General features: G+C 65.0%; 26 protein-coding genes. 12 read left to right on the plus strand and 14 right to left on the minus strand.

All coding sequences use genetic code 11. The features are described 5' to 3' along the window. Window positions 1-9 precede the first annotated feature (9 nt). The 7 genes from argB to dapE all read left to right on the plus strand — a co-directional run bounded on the left by argB (window position 10) and on the right by dapE (window position 6,490). Window positions 10-897 carry an acetylglutamate kinase gene (argB, locus tag A5906_RS01195; RefSeq protein ID WP_080133462.1) on the plus strand — a complete coding sequence of 296 codons (888 nt, stop codon included), beginning with the start codon at window positions 10-12 and terminating at the stop codon, window positions 895-897. Between the two features lie 212 nt (window positions 898-1,109). Continuing rightward, complete coding sequence (locus tag A5906_RS01200) at window positions 1,110-2,096, plus strand: DUF1036 domain-containing protein (RefSeq protein ID WP_080133463.1); 987 nt, start codon at window positions 1,110-1,112, stop codon at window positions 2,094-2,096. A gap of 103 nt (window positions 2,097-2,199) precedes the next feature. Next, window positions 2,200-2,892: a pyrimidine 5'-nucleotidase gene (locus tag A5906_RS01205; protein WP_080133464.1), complete on the plus strand. Its 693-nt coding sequence runs from the start codon at window positions 2,200-2,202 to the stop codon at window positions 2,890-2,892. A gap of 233 nt (window positions 2,893-3,125) precedes the next feature. Next, complete coding sequence (gene dapD, locus A5906_RS01210; protein ID WP_080133465.1) at window positions 3,126-3,971, plus strand: 2,3,4,5-tetrahydropyridine-2,6-dicarboxylate N-succinyltransferase; 846 nt, start codon at window positions 3,126-3,128, stop codon at window positions 3,969-3,971. Window positions 3,972-4,058: 87 nt separating this feature from the next. Further along, entirely contained in the window at window positions 4,059-4,601 is a 543-nt protein-coding gene (locus A5906_RS01215; RefSeq protein ID WP_080133466.1) for a DUF805 domain-containing protein, read from the plus strand. Between the two features lie 81 nt (window positions 4,602-4,682). Next, window positions 4,683-5,327 carry a DUF805 domain-containing protein gene (locus tag A5906_RS01220; RefSeq protein ID WP_080133467.1) on the plus strand — a complete coding sequence of 215 codons (645 nt, stop codon included), beginning with the start codon at window positions 4,683-4,685 and terminating at the stop codon, window positions 5,325-5,327. Next, complete coding sequence (dapE, locus tag A5906_RS01225; protein WP_080133468.1) at window positions 5,324-6,490, plus strand: succinyl-diaminopimelate desuccinylase; 1,167 nt, start codon at window positions 5,324-5,326, stop codon at window positions 6,488-6,490. Before A5906_RS01220 ends, dapE begins: the two co-directional genes overlap by 4 nt. Window positions 6,491-6,561: 71 nt before the next feature. Here the strand turns inward: dapE and A5906_RS01230 are convergent, their stop codons facing one another. The 5 genes from A5906_RS01230 to A5906_RS01250 all read right to left on the minus strand — a co-directional run bounded on the left by A5906_RS01230 (window position 6,562) and on the right by A5906_RS01250 (window position 11,874). After that, entirely contained in the window at window positions 6,562-7,218 is a 657-nt protein-coding gene (locus tag A5906_RS01230; protein ID WP_080133469.1) for a hypothetical protein, read from the minus strand. A gap of 117 nt (window positions 7,219-7,335) precedes the next feature. After that, window positions 7,336-7,923, minus strand: a complete 588-nt coding sequence (locus A5906_RS01235; RefSeq protein ID WP_080133470.1) for a GNAT family N-acetyltransferase — start codon at window positions 7,921-7,923, stop codon at window positions 7,336-7,338. Between the two features lie 39 nt (window positions 7,924-7,962). Further along, window positions 7,963-9,252, minus strand: coding sequence for a M16 family metallopeptidase (locus tag A5906_RS01240; RefSeq protein ID WP_080133471.1), 1,290 nt, complete (start codon window positions 9,250-9,252; stop codon window positions 7,963-7,965). Continuing rightward, window positions 9,249-10,667, minus strand: a complete 1,419-nt coding sequence (gene thrC, locus A5906_RS01245; protein WP_080133472.1) for a threonine synthase — start codon at window positions 10,665-10,667, stop codon at window positions 9,249-9,251. Before thrC ends, A5906_RS01240 begins: the two co-directional genes overlap by 4 nt. Before the next feature lie 562 nt (window positions 10,668-11,229). After that, window positions 11,230-11,874, minus strand: a complete 645-nt coding sequence (locus A5906_RS01250) for a response regulator transcription factor (protein WP_080133473.1) — start codon at window positions 11,872-11,874, stop codon at window positions 11,230-11,232. An 87-nt stretch (window positions 11,875-11,961) separates the two neighbouring features. Between A5906_RS01250 and A5906_RS01255 the strand changes: the two genes are divergently transcribed. Further along, a complete protein-coding gene (locus A5906_RS01255) occupies window positions 11,962-13,296 on the plus strand; it encodes a histidine kinase (protein ID WP_080133474.1) in 1,335 nt (444 codons plus the stop codon). Between the two features lie 130 nt (window positions 13,297-13,426). On the opposite strand, the gene A5906_RS01260 is transcribed toward A5906_RS01255, so the two are convergent. The 9 genes from A5906_RS01260 to coxB form a co-directional block, all read right to left on the minus strand. Next, window positions 13,427-13,792 (minus strand): nuclear transport factor 2 family protein, encoded by a 366-nt coding sequence (locus tag A5906_RS01260; protein ID WP_080133475.1) that lies wholly within the window; start codon window positions 13,790-13,792, stop codon window positions 13,427-13,429. Between the two features lie 120 nt (window positions 13,793-13,912). Then, window positions 13,913-14,665 (minus strand): SURF1 family protein, encoded by a 753-nt coding sequence (locus A5906_RS01265; protein ID WP_080133476.1) that lies wholly within the window; start codon window positions 14,663-14,665, stop codon window positions 13,913-13,915. Continuing rightward, a complete protein-coding gene (locus tag A5906_RS01270; RefSeq protein WP_080133477.1) occupies window positions 14,662-15,063 on the minus strand; it encodes a DUF983 domain-containing protein in 402 nt (133 codons plus the stop codon). The genes A5906_RS01265 and A5906_RS01270 overlap by 4 nt, the downstream gene beginning before the upstream one ends. Window positions 15,064-15,158: 95 nt before the next feature. Then, complete coding sequence (locus A5906_RS01275) at window positions 15,159-16,055, minus strand: cytochrome c oxidase subunit 3 (protein WP_080133478.1); 897 nt, start codon at window positions 16,053-16,055, stop codon at window positions 15,159-15,161. Between the two features lie 78 nt (window positions 16,056-16,133). Beyond that, entirely contained in the window at window positions 16,134-16,778 is a 645-nt protein-coding gene (locus tag A5906_RS01280; protein ID WP_080133479.1) for a cytochrome c oxidase assembly protein, read from the minus strand. A gap of 5 nt (window positions 16,779-16,783) precedes the next feature. Continuing rightward, window positions 16,784-16,948, minus strand: a complete 165-nt coding sequence (locus A5906_RS01285; protein ID WP_080133480.1) for a CoxF protein — start codon at window positions 16,946-16,948, stop codon at window positions 16,784-16,786. Between the two features lie 7 nt (window positions 16,949-16,955). Continuing rightward, window positions 16,956-17,900, minus strand: coding sequence for a heme o synthase (locus tag A5906_RS01290; RefSeq protein ID WP_080133481.1), 945 nt, complete (start codon window positions 17,898-17,900; stop codon window positions 16,956-16,958). Window positions 17,901-17,960: 60 nt separating this feature from the next. After that, window positions 17,961-19,589: a cytochrome c oxidase subunit I gene (ctaD, locus tag A5906_RS01295; RefSeq protein WP_080133482.1), complete on the minus strand. Its 1,629-nt coding sequence runs from the start codon at window positions 19,587-19,589 to the stop codon at window positions 17,961-17,963. Window positions 19,590-19,676: 87 nt separating this feature from the next. After that, a complete protein-coding gene (gene coxB / locus A5906_RS01300) occupies window positions 19,677-20,516 on the minus strand; it encodes a cytochrome c oxidase subunit II (RefSeq protein ID WP_080133483.1) in 840 nt (279 codons plus the stop codon). 447 nt (window positions 20,517-20,963) lie between these two features. Here coxB and A5906_RS01305 point away from each other — a divergent pair, with 447 nt between their 5' ends. The 4 genes from A5906_RS01305 to A5906_RS01320 all read left to right on the plus strand — a co-directional run bounded on the left by A5906_RS01305 (window position 20,964) and on the right by A5906_RS01320 (window position 24,545). Beyond that, complete coding sequence (locus A5906_RS01305) at window positions 20,964-21,512, plus strand: invasion associated locus B family protein (RefSeq protein ID WP_080133484.1); 549 nt, start codon at window positions 20,964-20,966, stop codon at window positions 21,510-21,512. Window positions 21,513-21,765: 253 nt separating this feature from the next. Further along, window positions 21,766-23,193 carry a metalloprotease TldD gene (gene tldD / locus A5906_RS01310; RefSeq protein ID WP_080133485.1) on the plus strand — a complete coding sequence of 476 codons (1,428 nt, stop codon included), beginning with the start codon at window positions 21,766-21,768 and terminating at the stop codon, window positions 23,191-23,193. Further along, window positions 23,190-23,966 (plus strand): signal peptidase I, encoded by a 777-nt coding sequence (gene lepB / locus A5906_RS01315; protein WP_080133486.1) that lies wholly within the window; start codon window positions 23,190-23,192, stop codon window positions 23,964-23,966. The genes tldD and lepB overlap by 4 nt, the downstream gene beginning before the upstream one ends. 12 nt (window positions 23,967-23,978) lie before the next feature. Next, the gene (locus tag A5906_RS01320) at window positions 23,979-24,545 is read left to right on the plus strand and encodes a nucleotidyltransferase family protein (protein WP_080133487.1); all 567 of its coding nucleotides are present in this window, start codon (window positions 23,979-23,981) and stop codon (window positions 24,543-24,545) included. Window positions 24,546-24,626: the final 81 nt, after the last annotated feature.

Here is a 24,626-nt window from a genome sequence, read left to right on the forward strand (position 1 = left end):
GATCGTGACATGACCGACATCTCCCCGCTCGACCAGGCCCGCATCCTGTCCGAAGCGCTGCCGCACATGCAGCAGTATGACGAGGAAACCATCGTCATCAAATATGGCGGCCATGCCATGGGCGACGAGGAGACCGCGAAGAACTTTGCCCGCGATATCGTGCTGCTCGAGCAGACCGCGATCAATCCGGTGGTGGTGCATGGCGGGGGGCCGCAGATCGCGACCATGCTCAAGCGCCTCGGCATCGCCTCGGAATTCGCAGCTGGCCTCCGCATCACCGACGCCGCCACCATCGAGATCGTCGAGATGGTGCTCGCCGGCTCGGTCAACAAGCAGATCGTCGGCTACATCAACGAGGCCGGCGGCAAGGCCGTCGGGCTGTCCGGCAAGGACGGCAACATGGTGAAGGCGACGAAGACGACGCGCACCATCGTCGATCCGGACTCGCACATCGAGAAGGCGGTCGACCTCGGCTTCGTCGGCGACCCCGAGAAGGTCGACCTTACCCTGCTCAACCAGCTGATCGGCTACGAGCTGATTCCGGTGCTGGCGCCGCTCGCGACCTCCAAGGAAGGCCAGACGCTGAACATCAACGCCGACACCTTTGCGGGGGCCGTTGCCGGCGCGCTGAAAGCCAAGCGCCTGTTGCTGCTCACCGACGTGCCGGGCGTGCTCGACAAGTCCAAGAAGCTGATCCCGCAGCTCTCGGTGAAGGACGCACGAAAGCTGATCGCCGACGGCACGATTTCCGGCGGCATGATCCCGAAGGTCGAGACCTGCATCTACGCGCTCGAACAGGGTGTCGAGGGCGTGGTCATCATCGACGGCAAGATGCAGCACGCGGTGCTGCTGGAGCTCTTCACCAACCAGGGCACGGGGACGCTGATCCACAAGTGAGGGACGAGCGGACAAGGAACGGCGTCAAGCCTGGACCGGTCCCGGGCATCCATGCCTTTCGCCTTGGACAGTCATCCCGGGGCGCCCGTAGGGCGAACTACGATGCGCAATTGCGCACCGGGGAATCTCGAGATTCCGGGTCTGGTCCTTCGGACCATCCCGGAATGACGGGATCGAGACCACATCGCCGCTCCCCTCTCACGCGCTTCCTGATGACGCTGCCGGCGGCCGCCGTCTCGTTGTTCTTCTCCTCCGCGCCGGCCTTCGCCGATCTCAAGATCTGCAACCGCATGTCCTATATCGTCGAAGCAGCGATCGGCATCGACGACAAGGCGGCGACCGCAACGCGCGGCTGGTTCAGGATCGAGCCCGCCACCTGCCGCGTGGTGGTGCAGGGCACGCTGACGGCCGACCGCATCCTGCTCAACGCCCGCGCGCTGGGCATCTATGGCGCCTCCCCGATCCCGCAGAACGGCCACGACATGCTGTGCGTGGCACAGGACAATTTCGTCATCGCCGCCGCGCGGCAATGCCGCAGCGGCCAGACGCAGGTCCCCTTCACGCAGGTGACGCCGACCCAGGGCGCCGACGGCAATCTGGTGACGTATCTTGCCGAGGATTCCGAATATGACGACGAGCAGGCACGGCTCGCCGGCATCCAGCGGCTGCTGGTGATCATCGGCTACGACGTCGGCGCGATCGACGGCGTCGACGGGCCGAAGACACAAGCAGCCCTTGCCGCGTTCCTGAAGAGCCGCGGATTGTCCTCCGACGCGGCGTCGTCGCAAAATATCTTCAAGACCATGGTCGATGCGACGCAGGCGCCGTCGGCGAGCGGCCTCACCTGGTGCAACGACACGCCGCACAAGGTGATGGCGGCGATCGCCACCGATGACGGCAGGTCCGTGACCAGCCGCGGCTGGTACCGCATCGACCCCGGCAAGTGCCTGCATCCCGATGTCAGCGGTCAGCCGAAGCAGATCTTCAGCTTCGCCGAAGCGGTCGATGGCGACAATCGCGCGATCAAGCTGAAGGACAAGCCGCTGAACTGGGGCGGCGAGAAGCAGCTCTGCACGCGCGAGACCAAGTTCGAGACCGTTGAGCAGACCGATTGCGCCGCGCGCGGATTTGCGGCGGCGGGTTTTGGCGCGGTGGACATGTCGAGCGGCGGCAAGACGTTGCGGTTTGCCGTGCCGTGAGTTTTGATTTGAAGACGCCGTCATACTCGTATGGGTCCTAGCTTACGCCAGGACGACGATCGAGGGCGGGGCCGCTACCTCGCTCAACAGATAGAGAGTTTTGATGACCTCCCCCCGCGCCTTCTCCCACGTCGACACCTGGGTGTTCGACCTCGACAACACGCTGTATCCACATCACGTCAATCTGTGGCAGCAGGTCGATGCTCGAATCGGCGAGTTCGTGTGCAACTGGCTGAACGTGACGCCCGCGGAAGCGCGCAACATCCAGAAGGACTATTACCGCCGCTTCGGCACCACCATGCGCGGCATGATGACCCTGCATGGCGTGCGCGCCGACGACTACCTCGCCTACGTGCACAAGATCGACCACTCGCCGCTCGAGCCGAACCCGCAACTCGGCGCGGCCATCGCAAAACTGCCGGGGCGCAAGCTGATCCTGACCAACGGCTCGGTCGACCATGTCGATGCGGTGCTGGCGCGGCTCGGCTTCGCCGGCCATTTCGATGGCGTGTTCGACATCATCGCCGCCGAGTTCGAGCCGAAGCCGGCGCCGCAGACCTACCGGAAATTCCTCGTGGATCATGCGGTCGACCCGACCCGCGCCGCCATGTTCGAGGACCTCGCCCGCAACCTCACCGTTCCCCACGAGCTCGGCATGACCACCGTGCTGGTGGTGCCGGACGGAACGAAAGAAGTGGTGCGCGAGGATTGGGAGCTGGAGGGCCGGGACGCGGCCCATGTGGATCACGTCACGGATGACCTCGCGGGGTTCTTGGCGAAGTTATCGCCCAAATAACCGCTGTCGTCCCGGGCGCGAAGCGGGGCCGGGACCCATCACCACAAGACGCGGTTGTAGCGCCGGATTGGTAACTCCGAGTCTTCGCCAAACACCTGCCTGTGGCTACGGGTCCCGGGCTCGCGTTTCGCGCGCCCCCGGGACGACGGCGGAGTATGCCTTGACTCAGCCCCTCCAAATCCCGAAAAAGCGCCCCAATCCGTCAAAATTCCCGCCTCGAAGAGGAAATCCCGATGTCCCTTGCAGCCCTCGAATCCACCATCAACAGCGCCTTCGACGCGCGTGACGGCATCTCGACCACGACCAAGGGCGAGGTGCGCGAGGCCGTGGACCAGGCGCTGGAGACCCTGGACAAGGGCGAGGCGCGCGTCGCCGAGCGCGGTGCTGATGGCAAGTGGAAGGTCAACCAGTGGCTGAAGAAGGCCGTGCTGCTGTCGTTCCGCCTCAACGACATGGACGTCATTGCTGGCGGTCCCGGCAAGGCGAGCTGGTGGGACAAGGTGCCCTCGAAGTTCGAAGGCTGGGGCCCGAATCGCTTTCGCGATGCCGGCTTTCGCGCGGTGCCGGGCGCGGTGGTGCGCCGCTCGGCCTTCATCGCCAAGAACGTCGTGCTGATGCCCTCCTTCGTCAATCTCGGCGCCTATGTCGATGAGAGCACCATGGTCGACACCTGGGCCACCGTCGGCTCCTGCGCGCAGATCGGCAAGCGCGTGCACATCTCCGGCGGCGCCGGCATCGGCGGCGTGCTCGAGCCGCTGCAGGCCGAGCCCGTCATCATCGAGGACGACTGCTTCATCGGCGCGCGCTCGGAAGTCGCCGAAGGCGTGATCGTGCGCAAGGGCGCGGTGCTGGCGATGGGCGTGTTCCTGGGCGCCTCGACCAAGATCGTCGACCGCGAGACCGGCGAGGTCTTCATGGGCGAGGTGCCGGAATATTCGGTGGTGGTGCCCGGCGCACTGCCGGGCAAGCCGATGAAGAACGGCCAGATCGGCCCGAGCACTGCCTGCGCGGTGATCGTCAAGCGCGTCGACGAGCGCACGCGGTCGAAGACCAGCATCAACGAGCTGCTGCGGGATTGATCCGCGGCAACGCGCCAATCGAACCGAACTCGACCGGGCGCGACCAATATTCCAGACCGCGAGCCCACTGGCGGTCTGGAGGTTGCGATGGACTTCGTCTGGCTATTGTTCAGCTTCAAGGGCCGCCTCAACCGCGCCAGATACCTCATTGTGGAGCTGGCTCTCCTCGCGGTCTGGGTCGTGGCCTTGTACGGGTCCTCGTTTCTGGTCTCGTCACCGGAGACTTCGAGCTGGCTCGTCGCGATCCCGATGATCTGGATCAACATGGCCACGACGGCCAAACGGCTTCACGATCGCAACCGGAGCGGTTGGTGGGCGGTTGCGGTCTTCGTCGTCAACCGCCTCTCCTACCTGTATTACGGGCTCTTTTTCGGGCTCTCGTTCGGCGTCGATATCTCGACCGCCAGGGAGATGCTGCTCGTGATGTTTGCCGTTGTCCTGTCCCTGCTTCAGACCTGGGTCGTCATCGAGCTGTTTTTCGTGATAGGGACCGATGGGCCCAATCGGTTCGGGCCAGATCCGACGCGCACCGCTCCCGTTGCTGCCGTCGCTTCGCGGCCGGAGCCGCAAGATGTTCCGGATTTTCTCGTGCGCCGTTCCGGGCCCTTCCCGCCTGGCGCGCGGGGTTGACGGGTTAGCACCGGTTCGAACCCAGGCTTCGTCGATCGCGACCAACTTCCGGGCGGCTCCTTCCGCCCGGAGCCCTTCAACATGAATTGGACCTGGTACCTCTTCCGCTTCGACGGTCGCATCAACCGCGCTTTGCTGTGGCAGGCGCTGCTGATCGTCGCGCTGCTGGCGGCCCTGCTGGGGGTGATCGGTCAGGTGATTCACCTCATCGGCGCCGAGGGGGCATCGAAGCTATGCCTGAAACTCGATTTCGACTTCGGCCTCGACGACCTCTTCAAGCTGGCCGATCCCCGGACCTATCGTTCGCTGGCATCTCTTGGTCGAACGGACCTGATCCTGAAGGCGTTCAGCCTGGCACTGTTCTCATGGATTTTCCTCGCAACCGTGATCAAGCGGCTGCATGATCGCGACAAAAGCGGCTGGTGGGTCGTTGCCTTCTTCATCGCGCCGGGCTTGTTCAGGCAATTCTCCGACCTGCTGCCTGTCTCCTATTGGATGCTCCCTTTCAGCCTGGCCGAGGACGCCCTGTCGCTGTGGGGCCTCGTCGAGACGTTCTGCGTCCCCGGCAGTGTGGGCGAAAACCGGTTCGGTCCTGATCCGCTGGCGGAGACCCGGGACGGCGCCGCCGCGGCGTCCGCGAACGGCTGGGACCAGAGTCGCGAGCTCGAATTTGTGTCGCCCAGCGCTAGCCCACCCGGCGGCATGCATGTTAAGCGGGGCGCATGACCGATGCTCTCTCGATTGCCCGCGATCTCATCCGCTGCCCCTCGGTAACTCCTGAAGACGCCGGTGCGCTCGGGGTGCTTGAAAAGGCCCTCGGCGCCGCCGGCTTCACCTGCCACCGCGTGACCTTCAGCGAGGAAGGCACCGCCGACGTCGACAATCTCTATGCGCGGATCGGTGCCGATGGCCCGCATATCACCTTTGCCGGCCACACTGACGTGGTGCCGGCGGGCGACGAGAGCGCCTGGAGCGTCGGCGCATTCTCCGGCGAGGTGAAGGACGGCGTCCTGCACGGCCGCGGCGCGGTCGACATGAAGGGCGGCATCGCCTGCTCGGTCGCGGCCGTGCTGGAGCATCTCGCCGCCAATGGCGGCAAGCCGCGCGCCGACGGAAAAGGCTCGATCTCGTTCCTGATCACGGGCGACGAGGAAGACGTCTCCATCAACGGCACCATCAAGCTGCTGAAGTGGGCCGCCGAGCGCGGCGAAGAATTCGACCATTGCGTGCTCGGCGAACCTTCCAACGTCGAGACGCTCGGCGACACCATCAAGGTCGGCCGCCGCGGCTCGCAGTCCGGCACGCTTTACGTGGACGGCGTGCAGGGCCATGTCGCCTATCCGCACCGCGCCGCCAATCCGGTGCCGGATATCTCGCGCCTGATCGTGGCGATCTCCGACGAGCCACTGGACCATGGCAGCGCCCAGTTCCAGGCCTCCAATCTCGAATTCACGTCAGTGGACGTCGGCAACAAGGCCTACAACGTCATCCCCGGCGAGGCCCGCGCGAAATTCAACATCCGCTACAACGACAACCACACCCAGGCGAGCCTGCGCGAGCTGGTCGAACAGCGCCTGGCCAAAGCCTGCGGCAACCGCATCCGCGCCCGTATCGTCTGGGAGCCGTCGAACTCCAACGTGTTCGTGACCAAGCCCGGCCCGTTCACCGATCTCGCGGTGTCCGCGATCGAGGAAGTGACGGGACGCAAGCCCGAGCTGTCGACCTCGGGCGGCACGTCGGATGCCCGCTTCATCTCGAGCTATTGCCCGGTGATCGAATTCGGCCTGGTCGGCCAGACCATGCACCAGGTCGACGAGCGCGTGCCGGTCAAGGATCTGGAGACACTGACGAAGGTGTATCGCGGGATCCTGACGCGATATTTCGCATAAGGCGCGCGGTCCTGCGCGCGGTCCTGCGCTCGGTCGCCTCATACCCCGCTGCGCTCGCCCGCTTGTCGCGCCTACTTCTTCTTTCCCCGCGCCTTAGGCTCGGGCGAGAGCGCCTGCGGGTCGAAGCCGACGTAGAAGATGTAGGAATCGGCGACCGCAGCTGACGGCACCGGATAGGCCAGATCCTCGGCGACAAAGGTGAAGGGCACGCTGCCGCCCTCCGACATCTCGACCGTGGTCCGGTAGGCCTTCGAGGCGATCACCTTCTCGCCGACGCCGCCGTGCACCACGGCGACGCGCAGGGGAACCTCGACGATGGCAGGCGCCCCGGCGGGACCGGCGATGACACGGCCTTGGATGCCGATCCGGGCTGTGATGTCGCCGCCGCTTCGGGAGCATTCGCGCGCCATCTTGGTGATGGTGGCCTGGAAACGTATTTCATTACCGGTGGCCGGCTTACCGCCAGCCCCGACCGCGTAGGTGGAGGCGCCGGCACGCACCGTAACCTGCGGACAATCGACGTCGTCGTCGGCTGCGGGCTGGCCGGGCGCGGGCGCCGGCTTGGGCTGGGCCGGCTCGTCGGACTTGCCGCCGAACAGGCTCTTGAAGCGGTCGCTCAACGACTGGGCCGCCACCGGCGAGACGGAGGCGAGCGCGACCGACAATGCCAGCGCGAGCGCCGCCCCTCGCCGCCACGTCGTCCGCGATGACCGAAGCTCCTTCACCATCAACACCCGTACTCCATGACAATATCCGGCCAATCGGCCAGCCTTGCGGGTTATATCGCCAAAATCGGCGAACCCAAGGCAGCAAAACAATGGAATTGGCCGCACGCATCAGGCGGCTCAGCCGCGGAAATCCTCGTGCAGCAGGCCGAACAGCAGGTGATCCTGCCAGACCCCGTTGATGCAGAGATAGCGGCGTGCAAGGCCCTCGCGGGAGAAGCCGCACTTCTCCAGCACCCGGATCGACGGCGCATTGGTGGGAATGCAGGCGGCCTCGACCCGGTGCAGATTGAGCTCGCCGAACAGCGTCGGCAGCAGCACCCGCAGCGCCGCCGTCATGTAGCCGCGACGGGCATGGGGCTGGCCGACCCAATAGCCGATGGTGCCGGCCTGCACGATGCCGCGCCGGACATTGGCGAGCGTGATGCCGCCGACCATGGCGCCGTCGAGCTCGCGGAAGATCAGAAAGGGGTACGAGCGGTCCGCGGCGATGTCCTCGGAATAGCGGCGCAGGCGGCGCCTGAAGCCGGAGCGCGTCAGGTCGTCCGACGGCCAGATCGGTTCCCAGGGCGTGAGATAGTCGCGGCTGCTCTCGCGCAGGTTGGCCCATTGCAGGAAATCCGACATCTGCGGCGCGCGCAGCAACAGACCGTTGCCGCGCGGCGCGAGGGCGGCAGGTCCACTGGATGGCAGGCGAAAGAGGGCCATGGTGATGCTTCCGGGGGCAGATCAGCCCACGCGCGGCTCCTAATGCAACCGCGCCTTGGCACGTGCCCGGGTCAATCCTTCCGCAAAAGACACCGCCGTGTCCAGACCCCTGCCGCTGCCTAATGCGACAACCGCAGGCCGGCTACGCGAAAGCAGCGCCCGCGCCGCGTCCCGGGTCGATTCGACGCTGACGGCGTCGATCCGGGCGACCAGTTCCTGCACCGTCTGCGGCCGGCCATAGGCCAGCACGTGCCGGGCGAGCTGCTCGGCGCGGGACGAGCAGCTCTCCAGCGCCATCAGGAGCCCTGCCTTCATCTGCGCCTTGGCGCGCGCGATCTCGGCCTCCGTCAGCGTCTCCACCGAATCGTTCATGATGTCGACCACGACCTCCATCATCTCCGGCGCGTCGGCAGGATCGGTGCCGGTGTAGAGGCCGAAGAAGCCGGTATCGCTATAGGGCGCATGGAACGAGTAGATCGAGTAGCAGAGACCGCGCTTCTCGCGCACCTCCTGGAACAGCCGCGACGACATCCCGCCGCCGAGGACGTTGGTGAAAACCTGAAGCGAAAAAAGCGACAGGTCGTTCTGCGGCACGCCCTCCAGCGCCAGCGTCAGATGCGCCTGCTCGAGCTCGCGATGCACCACCTTGGCGCCGCCCTTGCCGAACTGGGCGGGTTGCGGCTTCGGGCCTGGCGTCGCCTCGAAGCTCGCAAAGCGCTTCTCGACCTCGGCGACCACCTGGTTGTGATCGATCGCGCCGGCGGCCGCCACCACCATGTCCGGGCCGCGATAATGCGTCGACAGATAGCCGCGCAGCATGTCGCGGTTGAAGCTGCGCAGCGTCTTGGCGGTACCGAGCAGCGAACGGCCCATCGGCTGGTCGGGATAGCAGAGCTCGTTGAGATGCTCGAACACGACGTCGTCGGGCGTGTCCTGCGCAGCCCCGATCTCCTGCACGATGACGTTCTTCTCGCGCTCCAGCTCGTCCGGCTCGAAGGCGGGATTGGCCAGGATGTCGGCGAGCACATCGAGCGCGAGCGGCACGTCGGCCTTCAGCACTCGCGCATAGTAGGACGTGGTCTCGGTCGAGGTGCCGGCATTGAGGTCGCCGCCGACCGCCTCGATCTCCTCCACGATCTCGCGCGACGAGCGCTTCGTCGTGCCCTTGAACGCCATGTGTTCGAGCAGATGCGAGATGCCGTGCTCGTTGGGCTTCTCGTCGCGTCCGCCGACGCCGGCCCACACGCCGAGCGCGGCGGTCTCGAGATGAGGCATCTTGTCGGTGACGATGGTGAGGCCGGACGCAAGCTTGGAAATCTCGACGCTCATCCGGCAACTCCCTGCTTTGCGGCGCGGCTGACCGACAACACGAACCGCTCGACCTCGGCCTGATCGTTCTTCATCACCTTCATGTGTTCGGATTTGGTCATGAGACCTTCGAGCCACGCCGGCAGTTGCGGCCGCTGGCCGCAGGCGGCCTCGACCGCATCGGGGAATTTGGCGGGATGGGCGGTGGAGAGCACGATGGTCGGCACCGTAGTGTCGGTGGTGTCGCGATCGGCGACGGCGAGCGCCACCGCGGTATGGGGGTCGACCAGCTCGCCCGCCTCGCGCCAGCCGGCGCGGATCGCGGCGGCCGTCTCGGTCTCGTCGGCGCGGCCGGCGTCGAACTCCTCGCGGATCGCAGCGAGCGTCGCGTCGGGCAGCACGAAGCGGCCGGACTGCTTCAGCGAGTCCATCAGACGGCGGACGCCGGCGGCATCGCGCTTGCCCGCTTCGAACAGCAGCCGCTCGAAATTCGAGGAGATCTGGATGTCCATCGACGGCGACACCGTGGCGTGCACCTCGCGCACCTCGTAGATGCCGGTCTTCAGCGTGCGTGCCAGGATGTCGTTGACGTTGGCGGCGATGCGCAGGGTGCGCACCGGCAGGCCCATGCGCTTGGCGACGTAGCCGGCAAAGATGTCGCCGAAATTGCCGGTCGGCACCACGAAATCCACCGCGCGCGCCGGCGCACCGACGGCGACGGCCGAGGTGAAGTAGTAGACCACCTGGGCGACGATGCGCGCCCAGTTGATGGAGTTGACGCCGGAGAGCGAGGTCGCATCGCGGAAGCGATGGTTGTTGAACATGCCCTTCACGAGGGCCTGGCAATCGTCGAAGGTGCCTTCGATGGCGAGTGCATGGACATTGGCCGCGCCCGTCGACGTCATCATCCGCCGCTGCACCTCGGAGATGCGGCCGTGCGGGAACAGCACGATGAGGTCCACGTTCTCTAGGCCTGCGAAGGCTTCGACCGCCGCGCCTCCGGTGTCGCCAGAGGTCGCGACGACGATGGTGGTACGCTGGCCGCGCTTGGCGAGCACGTGATCCATCAGCCGCGAGATCAGCTGCATCGCCACGTCCTTGAAGGCCAGCGTCGGACCATGGAACAGCTCCAGCACGAACTGGTGCGGCGACATCTGGCGCAGCGGCACCACGGCGGGATGGCGGAAGGTGGCATAGGCCTCGTTGGCCATGCGGCCGAGCTCGGCATCGGAGATCTCGCCGCCGGCGAAGGGACGGATCACGTCGACTGCGACCTCCCAATAGGGGCGGCCGAAGAAGCCGGCGATGGTCTCGGCCGGGAGCTGCGGCCACGTCGCGGGGACATACAGACCGCCATCGCGGGCAAGCCCGGTCAACATCACGTCGCAGAAGCCGAGTTCGGGGGCCTCGCCCCGGGTCGAGATATAACGAGTCAAACTGCCCTCCAAAGGCCGGCCAAGCCTGAGCCAGATCCGCAAGCCTTTGATTTTACGAAATTACTTGTCAACAGCCAGAGGCTTCCGGCCACCATAAAGTGTTTTGCGGCATCGGGAAACCGCTTCCAGCGGCGGATCTTTGCAAGGAAAAAGGGCTGCGGCGATGCCGCAGCCCTCTCTTGGAAGGTCTGTCGTTGATATGTGCAGACCGGTTTGCCTCGTTCGCGGCGCTTGCCCGTTAAAACTGTTGGCGCAAGCTTTCGGCGCCTGTCACGAAATCGTCAAGAGCCAAAACCGGTCCCGCCGACAAATGTTCCTGTTTTTCCCGACGCACGTGAATACTGCTGACCTGGATGCAGCCGGACTGGAGGCGCGCAAATCAAAAGCGCATTTGCCGCTTCTTCCTGGCTGCCGGTCGAGGCAGGAACGAACGCCGCCGAAACCCATTGTGTCGGCGGATGACGTCCGCCGCCGGCCATGCATTGCCCGGTCTGCGGAGGCGCCGATCCGCCGGCCGAACCGCTTGCATCCTGGAGCAGACGGTTCGGTCGCTGGCGGCACGTCAGTTCATCCCGATTTCCACGGCGATCCGGATCAGGTCGGAATGGTTCTTGGCGCCAAGCTTCTGCTTGAGCAGCGAGGTGGTATTGGCGACGGTCTTGTAGGAGATGCCGAGTGCCTCGGCGACCTCGACGATCTTGTCGCCGCGCCCGAGCAGGCGGAGAATCTCCAGCTCCCGCGGCGTCATCTGCGAGGCCGGATTGGCCTTGATCGCAGCGCCGGAGAAGGTCACGGCTTCGGCGAGCTGTGGCGAAATGAAATTGTCGCCCGCGACCACCTTGCGCACCGCCTTCAGCAGGATCCTGGGATCGTCGCCCTTGGAGACATAGCCCTGCGCTCCAAGCTCGACCGCCCGTACCACGAAGGCCGGATCCTCGTTCATGCTGAACATGATGATCTTGGCGCCGGGATCGTCCTTGCGTATGCGTCGCATCAGCTCGAAGCCCGAGACATCGGGCAGGCTGATGTCGATCACGGTGACGTCGGGCCGCCTGCTGACATAGGCCCGGTGACCGGATTTGGCATCGCTTGCCTCGTCGATCCGGATCGAATGGTCGGAGGCAAACAGGGTGCGGCAGCCGGACAGCACCACGGGATGGTCGTCGACAATGAGGACCCTGGTCGCCGGCTTGGCAATATCTTGCATCGCGCGCTCTCTTGTTTTGCAACTCATAGACCGGCGGGNAACAAATGGAAAGAGATAATCCCGCCGATGCGCGTTAGAATTGACCTAATGTGGCACCGACTTTCCTTCCGGACGCAACTGTTTCTTCCGCTTGGCGCGAGTTTTCTCGTCGCGCTGATCCTGGCCGGCATATTGCTGCAAATATTTGCAACCGGTCAGCTCGCGGACGAGAACGAACCAGCTCGACGTTCAACCAGGACGATCGCCGCCGCGCTCAACAATGCGCTGCGCGTCTCGGACAATCCGCAGAGGACGCTCGAGGCCTTTGTCCAATCCCTGGACAGCTCCTCCGATATCCAATTCCGGGCGGTGGAAGCGGGTCCCGCGCCCTCCCCGAAGGACGGGTTACGCAACCTGCAGGCGGTTCCGAAGTGGTTTATCAACCTTCTGACCATACCGGACATGGATGCTGCATCGCCGGTGGTGATCGACGGCCGACCGGTCGGCAATATCGTGTTCGTTCCTGACCTGTCAGCCGACCTGTTCGAGAAGTGGATCGGCTTCGTCGCACTCATCGGTCTCGTCGTCGCGCTGATGCTGCTCACCGGCATCATCGCCTATGTCTTCGCGGGAACAGCCCTGCGCCCGCTGCAATATCTCGGCGAAGGGCTCACGCGGATACGGCGCGGCGATTACGCAAAGCCAATTCCGGTCGGAGGGCCGACGGAGATCCGGCAGAGCTGCGAGGAAGCGAATGCCCTGGCCGCAACACTTGCGCAATTGAGCGAGGACAATCGCGAGCTGCTGCACCGCCTGGTATCACTCCAGGACGACGAGCGGCGCGATCTCGCCCGCGAGCTGCATGACGAACTCGGACCGCTCCTGTTCAGCATCCGCGCCGGCGCGATCTCCCTGATCGAGGCCTCGCCGCCGATAGGAAATCTCGGCAATTCGGTGGAGGACGTGCTGCAATCGGTCGAGGCGCTCCAGCAGACCAACCGCCGCATCCTCGACCGGCTGCGCCCGCTCTATATCGAGAGATTGGGGCTGGAGGCGAGCGTGCAGACGCTGCTTCGGAACTTTCGCAAGCAGGCACCGCATATCGACCTGACGGCCACGATCGATCCCGGCCTCAACGCGATCGACGCGCCGCTGGCCCAGACCGTCTATCGCGTCATCCAGGAGGGGCTGACCAACGTGCTGCGCCATGCCAAGGCCAGCCATGCCGATGTTCGGGCGATCGTCGCCGATGCGACGCTCGCCATCGAGATCTCCGACGATGGCGGCGGATTTCCCGAGGGCAATGTGTTCGGCAGGGGCCTGACCGGCATGCATGAGCGCGTGCGCGCACTCAGCGGGTCGCTGTCATTGCTGCGCGCGGATGGACGAACCTATGTGCGCTGCCGTCTGCCGGTCGAGATAAGGCGAAACCCGTCAGCGTGAGGCTGAGCCGGACCCGGATCGTGCCTCATAGCGTTTTCGAGCGAAGTGGATACCACCGGGTCGCGTCGAGAAGACGCGTCAAAACAAGAATCCAGAGCCGCGTTCCGATTCCATCGGAACGGGAAGGGCTCTAGCACGCGCAGCCGTCATGGGTGTTCTGTAGCGATGGCGTGCACAGCGTGCTGTAGATCTTGCCTTCCGGGCTGAAGCGAAATGAGGCGTGAATACGCAATACGCCGGCGACGGAATATTCGAGATCGACGCCGTGCGGCGCCGGCATGATCTCTTCCAGCCCGAAACCCGCCGACGAGAAGGTGCTGAGCCGCGATCTCCAATAGCTTTCGAGCTCGTGTCGGCCGCGATAACGCTGCGTGCCGTTACAGGTGCACTCGACCTGCGCATCGTCCGCATAGAGGTCGAGCAACATCGCAAGGTCGCCCTTCCTGCAGGCATCCACCCAGTCGACGACGATTCCCATCTGATCGAAATCACTCACGCCGCAATCCTGTCCGCCGCGGAAAAGCTGGAGCGCGGCTTAGGATCACACTCGTGAATATGCGCTGAATAATAAACCCCGGAAGATTCCGGGTTCCTCCCGGGAACCTACGGGCACTTCTCAGCTTTGCCGACGTCCTCTCGCCCAGGCGCCAAAGGCGATCAACACGGCGCCCGCGAGCGCGAACCAGGTGACGGCGTATTGCAAATGGTCGTCCTTCAGATGCACGTCGAGCGGACCGGGGCGCGGAACTCCATTTTCAGGCGCCGGCTGCTCCAGGTCGACATAGAACGGCGCCACCGCGCCCCAATGAAGCGCGCTTGCGATCGCAAGATGATCGCGCACGAACCAGAGCCGCTTGTCGCGATTCTCCGCCGGCGTCGTCCAGCCTGGGCCTTCCGGAAAGCGGAGATAGCCGGTGAGCGCGACGGGCTGCCCCGTGACGAGCTTCTTCACCGCGCGGTCCTCGACACTGCGGTCCTGCATCGTGTTCTCGACGAAGCCCGCATCGATCACGACCATCTCGCCGGTCGCAAGCCGCGCCGGCAGGAAGGCCCAGGTGCCGGGACCTGAAGCGTCCTTGCGGACGGCCGAGCCGGACGAATAGACCATCGCATCAGGCAGCGGCGCATAGGTCGCGGTGAAACTGACACGGCGGAATTCATCGCGGGCGGGATTGAGCGCCGCCCATTGTGCCGGCGGCGGCAGCGCCACGGGAGCTTCCGCCAGACGCTCGGTGAGCGCCACAATCAGCTCGTGCTTGGCGGTCCGGCGCTGCAATTGCCAGACACCGAGCGCGACGAACACGGCCGTCAGCACAAGCGTGAACAGCGCGAAGCCGGCCACGCGGGGCTTGCGCGCAGTGGCGTTCATTTCGCGCGGTCGATCAGCCGGCCCGGCGCCGCCTTGTGGTGGAATTGCAACGCGATCAGCAGCGACTTCATGGAACGCAGCGGCAATAGCGTGGTGGCGAGGATCAGCGGCAGCCAGAGCACCGCATGCAGCCAGAACGGCGGCTGGTACTTGACCTCGACGACGAGCGCGCAGCCGACCACGATGGCGCCGGCCAGCATGATGATGAAGATCGCCGGACCGTCGCCGGAATCGATGAAGGCATAGTCGAGGCCACAGCGGTCGCAAGCGGGGGCGAGGTTGAGGAAACCCGCATAAAGCTTGCCCTGGCCGCAGCGTGGACATTTGCAGGCAAGCCCGCGCATCGCGCTTTGCAGGACGGTGATCTCAGGTCCGGAGGGAGCGGCGGTATCGTTCATGATGGCGTACTTTATCACAGTTTCCGCCGAGTCTTTCGGCGGCGGAAAGCGAAAGGGCGGCCCTGCGGCCGCCCTTTCCAACCAGTCATTGCAGCTTAGTGCGCGCCGTGCGCCATGGTCTCGGCACCGTGTCCCCAGACATAGATGCAGAGGAACAGGAACAGCCAGACCACGTCGACGAAGTGCCAGTACCAGGCGGCAAACTCAAAGCCGAGATGCTGCTTCGGCGTGAAGTGGCCGGCATAGGCGCGCGCGAGGCACACGATCAGGAAGATGGTGCCGACCAGCACGTGGAAACCATGGAAGCCGGTCGCCATGAAGAAGGTCGCGCCATAGACGTTGCCGGCGAAGGAGAATGCCGCGTGGCTGTACTCATAGGCCTGCACGCAAGTGAAGAGCGCGCCGAGCACCACGGTCAGGATCAGGCCGTATTTCAGGCCCTGGCGGTCGTTCTCGAGCAGCGCGTGGTGGGCCCAGGTCACGGTGGTGCCCGACGTCAGCAGGATCAGCGTGTTGAGGAGCGGCAGGTGCCAGGGATCGAAGGTCTCGATACCGTGGGGCGGCCAGGTGCCGGGCACCGCGCAGGCGCCGGCCTGGGTGCCGAGGCCGCAGCCGAACACGGCATCGCGGGTGGCGTGGACCGCATCGGCCGGAAACAGCGCCGCGTTGAAATAGGCCCAGAACCAGGCCACGAAGAACATCACCTCGGAGGCGATGAACAGGATCATGCCGTAGCGGTGATGCAGCTGCACGACGCGAGTGTGGTCGCCCTTGTACTGGGCTTCCTTGATCACGTCGCCCCACCAGCTTGCCATGGTGTAGAGCACGCCGACGGTGCCGACGCCGAACACGATCGGGGCGGCCGCGAACATGTGGTGCATCCAGGCGATCGCGCCGACCGCCATGATGAAGGCCGAGAGCGAGCCGACTGCAGGCCACGGAGAGGGATCGACGAGGTGATAGTCGTGATGCTTGCCTTGCGCCGTAGCCATTTCCGTCTCTCTCCTCAATCCCGTGCCTATCAGGCACTTATCCCCTTGTGTCCAACCCCTGAGCGACAAGCCCGGCGGTCAGAGATTTCCCTTGCGTTTGTCAGCTTCGCCCGATGCCAGCGGCTTCACCACTGGATCCTTCACCGGATAGAACGTGTAGGACAGTGTGATCGTGCCAAGCCCGTCGTTCTCGTGATCGTCGGCGATCGCGGGATCGACGTAGAACACGACCGGCATCTCGCGCTTCTCGCCCGGCGCCATGGTCTGCTCGGTGAAGCAGAAGCAGTTGATCTTCTGGAAGTAGGAGCCGACCGTCAGCGGCGCGACGTTGTAGGCCGCTTGCCCTGCGGTGGTGCGGGCGGCCTGGTTGGTCACGGTGTAGAAGACGGTGACGACCTGGCCGATATTGACCTCGATCTCGCTCTGCTCCGGCTCGAACTTCCAGGGCAGGCCGGGCGCGACGTTGGAATCGAAGCGCACCGCAATCTTCCGCGCGATCGGGCCGGTGGCCGGTGCGGAGGTCGCGACCTGCGTCGTGCCGTTGAAGCCGGTGGCGCGGCAGAACCAGTTGTAGAACGGCACCGCCGCGTAGGAGGCGCCGACCATCAGCGCGACCACGCCGCCGCAGATCGAGGCGACCAGCGCGTCGCGGCCGAGGCCCTTGGAAGGGCCTTTCGTGGCCGTCCGACTGCGATCGCGCGATATGGTCGGCTCGTGATCCATGTTTCCTACATCGGCCGGACTAGCACTGCCGGCCCCTTGACCAAGGTGACGGCGAAGAACAACACCACGAGCACGCCGAGTGCCAGCGCAATGGCAATGGAGCGCTGACGACGACTCTTCCGCTGCGCCTCGGTGAGGACGATTCCATCTGGCTCGGGTTTGTCAGCCATTCCTGCCTCATGCGCCCCCAACCATCGGAGCAAGCGCCCGGAACACGACCTCGGCCAGCAGGGTCGCGAACAGCGCGAACAGATACAGGATCGAGAAAGCAAACAATTTTCGCGTCGCGCGCAGCGACTGGCTGCGCTCGCGGCGCAGATAGACGTTGATGGCGAGCACCAGCATGCCGGCACCGAGGATCAGCGAGACCACGCCATAGACGGCGTCGAAATAGCCGAGCGCCCAGGGCGCGGCGGCAACCGCGATCAGCACGATGGTGTAGAGCAGGATCTGCAGACGCGTCGCGTCGGGACCGGCGACGTTGGGCAGCATCGGAATGCCGGCGCGGGCATAGTCGTCGGAGCGGAACAGCGCCAGCGCCCAGAAATGCGGCGGAGTCCAGAAGAAGATGATGGCGAACAGCAGCAGCGGCTCGACGTCGACCGTGCCCGTCACCGCAGCCCAGGCCACCACCGGCGGCAGCGCGCCGGCGGCACCGCCGATCACGATGTTCTGCGCGGTCCAGCGCTTCAGCCACATCGTGTAGATCACGACGTAGAAGAAGATGGTGAAGGCGAGCAGCGCGCCCGCGATCCAGTTGACGAGGATGCCGAGCGTCATCACCGAGAAGAAGGCGAGCGTGATGCCGAACGCCATCGCCTCGGGACGGGTGATGCGGCCGCGCGGGATCGGCCGGTTCGCCGTGCGCGACATCTTGGCGTCGATGTCGCCTTCGAGCGCCATGTTGAGCGCACCGGAAGCGCCGGCACCGACCGCGATGCAGAGCAGCGAGGTGATCGCCAGGACCCAGTGGAAATGCCCGGGCGCCATCGCCATGCCGACCAGCGCGGTGAAGATCACCAGCGACATCACCCGCGGCTTGAGCAGAGCAATGTAGTCGCGCACCTCCGCTTCGGAGATGCGGGGATTGATGTCGACGGCGTTGTGGTCGAGGACGGACACTAATTCAACTCGCTTCGTTATAGAGCCGCGGCGCCCGTCACGGGCGCCGCGGGAGATCGATTACTGCACGCGGGGCAGCACTTCGAACTGGTGGAAGGGCGGCGGCGAAGGCAGCGTCCACTCCAGCGTGGTCGCACCCGCACCCCAGGGATTGTCGCCCGCCGGCACCTTCTTCGCGAAAGCGTCGATCACGCAGTAGAGGAAGATCAGGACGCCGAAGCCGGAGATGTAGGAGCCGACCGACGAGACCAGGTTCCAGCCCGCAAATGCGTCGGGATAGTCGACGTAACGGCGGGGCATGCCCGACAGGCCGAGGAAGTGCTGCGGGAAGAACACCAGATTGACGCCGATGAAGGTGACCCAGAAGTGCGCCTTCGCCAGCGTCTCGTTGTACATGTAGCCCGTCATCTTCGGGAACCAGTAGTACCAGCCGGCGAAGATCGCGAACACCGCGCCGAGCGACAGCACGTAGTGGAAGTGCGCGACGACGTAATAGGTCTCCTGCAGCACGCGGTCGACGCCGGCGTTCGCCAGCACGACGCCGGTGACGCCGCCGACCGTGAACAGGAAGATGAAGCCGACCGCCCAGATCATCGGGGCGCGGAATTCGATCGAGCCGCCCCACATCGTGGCGATCCACGAGAAGATCTTCACGCCGGTCGGAACCGCGATCACCATCGTCGCCGCGACGAAATAGGCCTGCGTCGCCGACGACATGCCGACCGTGTACATGTGATGCGCCCACACCACGAAGCCGATACCGCCGATCGCGACCATGGCGTAGGCCATGCCGAGATAGCCGAACACGGGCTTGCGCGAGAACGTGGAGACGATCTGGCTGATCATGCCGAAGCCGGGCAGGATCAGGATGTACACCTCGGGGTGGCCGAAGAACCAGAACAGGTGCTGGAACAGCACGGGGTCGCCGCCGCCGTCGGGCGCGAAGAACGTCGTCCCGAAATTGCGGTCGGTGAGCAGCATGGTGATCGCACCGGCGAGCACCGGCAGCGACAGCAGCAGCAGGAACACCGTCACCAGGATCGACCACACGAACAGCGGCATCTTGTGCAGGGTCATGCCCGGCGCACGCATGTTGAATATCGTGGTGATGAAGTTGATGGCACCGAGAATTGACGAGGCGCCCGCCAGATGCAGCGACAGGATCGCGAAGTCGACGGCCGGGCCCGGATGGCCGGAGCTCGACAGCGGAACGTACATGGTCCAGCCGGCGCCGACGCCGTTGGCGCCCGGCTCGCCCTCGACGAAGGTCGACATCAAGAGCAGCGCGAAGGAGGCCGGCAGCAGCCAGAACGAGATGTTGTTCATGCGCGGGAACGCCATGTCGGGCGCGCCGATCATCAGCGGCACGAACCAGTTGCCGAAGCCGCCGATCATCGCGGGCATGACCATGAAGAAGATCATGATCAGACCGTGGGAGGTCACGAACACGTTGTAGGTGTGGGTCTCGTGGAAGATCTGCACGCCCGGATACATCAGCTCGGCCCGGATCGCGATCGACATCGCTGCACCGATGATGCCGGCGATGACCGCGAAGATCAGGTACATCGTGCCGATGTCCTTGTGGTTGGTCGAGTAGACGTAGCGCCGCCATCCCGTCGGATGGGCGTGCTCATGGTCATGTCCGTGGTCTTGCGCGTGATCGCCGTGTGCCGCTGCGCTCGTTGCCATTTTCAAATCCTGCCTTGCGTCCCAATCGGACCTTTGGAGGTCCCGCCCTTTATGTCGCTTTCAGTCCCCTCGAGCTCTGCCCGGCGCTTACTGCGTCGGGCCGCCCGCGGAGGCGTAGGTGCTGGTGCCGCCGCTCGCGAATTTCTTCTTCGCCGTCTCGACCCAGGAGGCGAACTCCTGGTCGCTGACCACGCGGATGGCGATCGGCATGAAGGCGTGATCCTTGCCGCAGAGCTCCGAGCATTGGCCGTAGAACATGCCGGTCTTGGCGGCCTTGAACCAGGTCTCGTTCAGTCGCCCCGGAATGGCGTCGATCTTGACGCCGAACGCGGGCAGCGCGAAGGCGTGGATGACGTCTGCACCGGTCACCTGAACACGAATCACCTTGTTGACCGGCACCACCATCTCGTTGTCGACGCCGAGCAGGCGGGGCTGCTTGTCCTGGGCCATCAGCGAGTCGAACTCGAACTTGCCGTTATCCGGATAGGCGTAGGACCAGTACCACTGCTTGCCGGTCGCCTTGATGGTCAGGTCCGCCTTCGGCACGTCGAGCTCCAGGAACAAGAGGCGGAACGACGGCACCGCGATGCCGACCAGAATCAGCACCGGAACCAGGGTCCACACCACCTCGATCAGCGTGTTGTGGGTGGTCCGCGACGGCACCGGGTTGGCCCTCGCGTTGAACTTGATGACCACGATGACCAGCAGCGCCAGGACGAACAGCGTGATCAGGGCGATCAGCACGAACAGGAAGTTGTGGAACCAGACGATGTTGTCCATCACCGGCGAGCCGGACTGCTGGAGCGTCCACTCCCACGGCGCCGGCTGCCCCAGCTCGGCAAATGCCGCGCCGCCCGTCGCCAGCGTCAGGCCAGCAACGGCCAATCCCAGCAAATGCCGGCCTACCCGGCCCATCGACATCCTCATGCCGTTCGCGCTCCCCTTACGAAATCACCCCAAGTGCATCCCCCTGTTTCCGGGAAACGCTTATTCGATCCGTCCGTCTGACAAACCGCCGCTCAAGAATACCTCTAAGAGGAATTGGGGCCAGATCGCTAGAACGCCGAAATCAAGCCTCTCAAACCATAATTCTTGATCTATCGCAATGCAGTCTTGAGGCCGGTCTGCCAGCGATCACCCGCAAGATATTTCCTAGTAACATCAGACAAAAATACCGTTTCCCGGGATGCCGCGGCTTGACAGCGGAATTGCCCGCTGTAGGCACTTGCGAACGGCCGCACAGGAACCTGATTCGTGCCGGCGGTGGCGGCCTCGGCGGCGCGGAATTTGCTTGGGAATTGCCTTCAAGACGCCGTCATTTCCGTATCAGTCCACCCGCGCAAGCGACCCAGGCGAGCAGAGGGACCGACCCCGATGGGGCTTTCGAGATGCATGGCATGCAAGGGCTTGGCTAGGCAGGCTGACGGCCTCACGGCGCTGGCGGCCCTGCTGGCTGCGGTGGTTCTCCTGGCGCTTCCGGGCCTCGCCCATGCGCAGGGCGCGGTGCGCTCCGTCCATGGCGACTGGCAGATTCGTTGCGACACCCCGCCGGGGGCCCAGACCGAGCAATGCGCCCTGATCCAGAGCGTGGTGGCGGAGGACCGCTCCAATGCCGGCCTGACCGTAATCGTGCTCAAGACCGCCGATCAGAAGAGCCGCCTGATGCGCGTGGTCGCCCCGCTCGGGGTCCTGCTGCCCTCCGGCCTCGGCCTCAAGCTCGACAACCAGGACGTCGGCCGCGCCGGCTTCGTCCGCTGCCTGCCCAATGGCTGCGTCGCCGAGGTCGTGATGGACGACAAGCTGCTTGGCCAGCTCCGCAACGCCAAGACCGCGACCTTCATTATCTTCGAGACCCCGGAAGAAGGCATCGGCTTCCCGCTCAGCCTGAACGGGCTCGGCGAGGGCTACGACAAGCTGCCGTAGGGCTTTCTCGACAGCTTCGGACACCACGCTGCCATCCCGTCATCCTTCGAGGCTCGCCGAAGAGGCGAGCACCTCCAGCGACAACGGCTCCGCCGTTGCGCGGGTAACGCTGATGGAGCAAAGCTTTCGATCTGCGCTTCGGATATGACAATGATTTCAATCATGTCGTTTCGGTAATGTGACGGTCCGCCCTCTCGCCGAACGGCTGGGAAGCCATTATCTTGCCCGACATCTCTCCGACAATGGGTGATCGATGACCAACCCCGCCACAACCTCCCTGCTCGACCGTGCCAATCTCGACCGCGACCAGGTTCGCAACGAGGTCGCGCGCGGGCTCGCCGGCGCCGACGACGGTGAACTGTTCCTGGAATACAGCCAGACCGAAGCGCTGATGTTCGACAATGGGCGGCTGAAGCAGGCGACCTACGACACCTCGCAGGGTTTCGGGCTTCGCGCCGTCAAGGATGACGCGGTGGGTTACGCGCATTCGTCCGACGTGTCGCTGCCGGCGCTGATTCGCGCCGCCGACGCGGTCGCCGCCGTCCGCGGCGGCTATTCCGGCAGCTTCGCGGCCCCGCCCCCGCACACCAATGTCCGGCTCTATGCCGACGACAATCCGCTCGACGCCCCCGGTTTCGAGACCAAAGTAAAACTGCTCGCCGAGATCGACGCCTATTTGCGCGACAAGGATCCGCGGGTGCGGCAGGTCAGCGTGAGTCTCGGGGCGACCTGGCAGGTCGTCGAGATCCTGCGGCCCGACGGCGAGAGCTATCGCGACATCCGTCCGCTTGTGCGCGTCAACATCTCCGTCGTCGCCGGCCAGGGCGACCGCCAGGAGAGCGGCAGCAAGGGCTATGGCGGCCGCGCCGGCTATGCCGAATTCATCGAGAGCAAGAACTGGCGCGACGCCGCCGACGGCGCGCTGCGCGAGGCGCTGGTCAACCTCGAGTCCATTCCGGCCCCCGCCGGCGAGATGGACGTCGTGCTCGGGGCCGGCTGGCCCGGCGTGATGCTGCATGAAGCGGTCGGCCACGGCCTCGAAGGCGACTTCAACCGCAAGAAGACCTCGGCGTTTGCGGGCTTGATGGGCCAGCAGGTCGCCGCCAAGGGTGTCACCGTGGTCGACGACGGCACCATTGCCTCGCGTCGTGGCTCGCTGTCGATCGACGACGAGGGAACGCCGACCAACCGCACCGTGCTGATCGAGGACGGCATCCTGGTCGGCTACATGCAGGATCGCCAGAACGCGCGCCTGATGAACATGAAGCCGACCGGCAACGGCCGCCGCCAGGGCTATGCCCATGTGCCGATGCCGCGCATGACCAACACCTACATGCTCGCCGGCGACCGCGATCCCGCCGAGATTCTTAGCTCCGTGAAGAACGGCGTCTTCGCCGCGAATTTCGGCGGCGGCCAGGTCGACATCACCTCGGGCAAATACGTGTTCCAGTGCACCGAGGCCTACAAGATCGAGAACGGCAAGATCGGCGCACCGCTGAAGGGCGCGATGCTGATCGGCAACGGGCCGACCGATTTGCATCGCATCCGCATGATCGGCAACGACCTCGCACTCGACACCGGCATCGGCACCTGCGGCAAGAACGGCCAGGGCGTGCCTGTCGGCGTCGGCCAGCCGTCGCTTCTGATGGAACGCATCACCGTGGGTGGAACAGGCGCATGAGTGTCGAGAAGGTAACCGTCCCCGCCAAGCGCAAGAGCAGCGGCTGGGGTGGGCAGATCGTTCAGCTTGCCGGCATTGTCGCCGCGGTGTTCATCGCCAAGGGCGCGCTCGCCGAGCCGTTCTACGTACCGTCGGGCTCGATGGAGCCGACGCTCTTGATCGGCGATGCGCTGCTCGCCTCGAAATTCCCCTACGGCTACGGCACCTCGTCACTGCCGATCCAGATCAACCTGCCCGAGAGCGGCCGCGTGTTCGCGGAGACGCCCAAGCAGGGCGACGTGGTCGTGTTCCGCTGGCCCGGCGATCGCTCGCAGGCCTGGGTCAAGCGCGTCGTGGGACTTCCCGGCGACCGCATCCAGATGCGACAGGGTCAGCTCTTCATCAACGACCGCCCCGCCGAGCTGAAGCCCGACGGCGTCGGCTCTGCCGAAGACGACAATGGCGGCAGCGAGCCCGCCTATCGCTACGTCGAGACGCTGCCGAACGGCGTCTCGCACCTGATCTTCAAGATGCGCGACAACGGCCCGCTCGACAACACGCCTGAGGTGACGGTGCCATCAGGCCATCTCTTCGTGCTCGGCGACAACAGGGACAACTCCGCCGACAGCCGCGTGCCGCTGCGCTCCGGCGGCGTCGGAATGCTGCCGATCGACAATCTGATCGGGCGCGCCGACGCCGTGGTCGGCTCCTGGGATCTGGGCATGCGCAGTCAGCCGGTATGGACCTGGCTGTCCGGCTTCCGGCTCGCGCGGTTCTTCACCGCGGTGCATTGACGGGATCGGAGGATGCGCCAGGACGAATTTCTCGCTCTCGTCCTGCGCAATCCGGTCAATGCCGGGATCGTCGACGAACTCGCGCATCTCGCGCTTCCCGACGCCTGGCTGGTCTCGGGATGCCTGGTGCAGACGGTGTGGAACGTGCTCACCGGCCGCGCCATCGATCACGGCATCGCCGATTACGACGTGTTCTATTTCGATCCCGACACGTCGTGGGAGGCGGAGGACGCGGCGATCCGCAAGCTGCAGGAGCGGCTCGGGCATCTCGGCGTCAAGATCGAGATCCGCAACCAGGCGCGCGTGCATCTGTGGTATCCCGGCAAGCACGGTCTGCCCTATCCGCCCTTGAGAAGCTCGACGGAGGGGATCGACCGCTTCCTCACCCGGAATACGCAATTCGGCGTCAGGCGCGCGAGCGACGGCTACGAGGTCTACGCGCCGCACGGCTTTGGTGATGTCGCGGGGCTGATCGCACGGCCCAATCCAGGCCCGAATTTTTCGGCGGCGAGTTACGCGGTGAAAGCCGCGCGCTGGAAGGCGCTGTGGCCGGAGATCTCGGTGATTGCCGCAGAGTGAGATGCCGCTACATCTTCCCCGTCATCGCGAGCGCAGCGAAGCAATCCAGAATCCCTCCGCGGAACCACTCCGGATTGCTTC

Origin of the sequence: Bradyrhizobium sacchari (assembly GCF_002068095.1) — a bacterium.
Taxonomy (GTDB): Bacteria; Pseudomonadota; Alphaproteobacteria; order Rhizobiales; family Xanthobacteraceae; genus Bradyrhizobium; species Bradyrhizobium sacchari.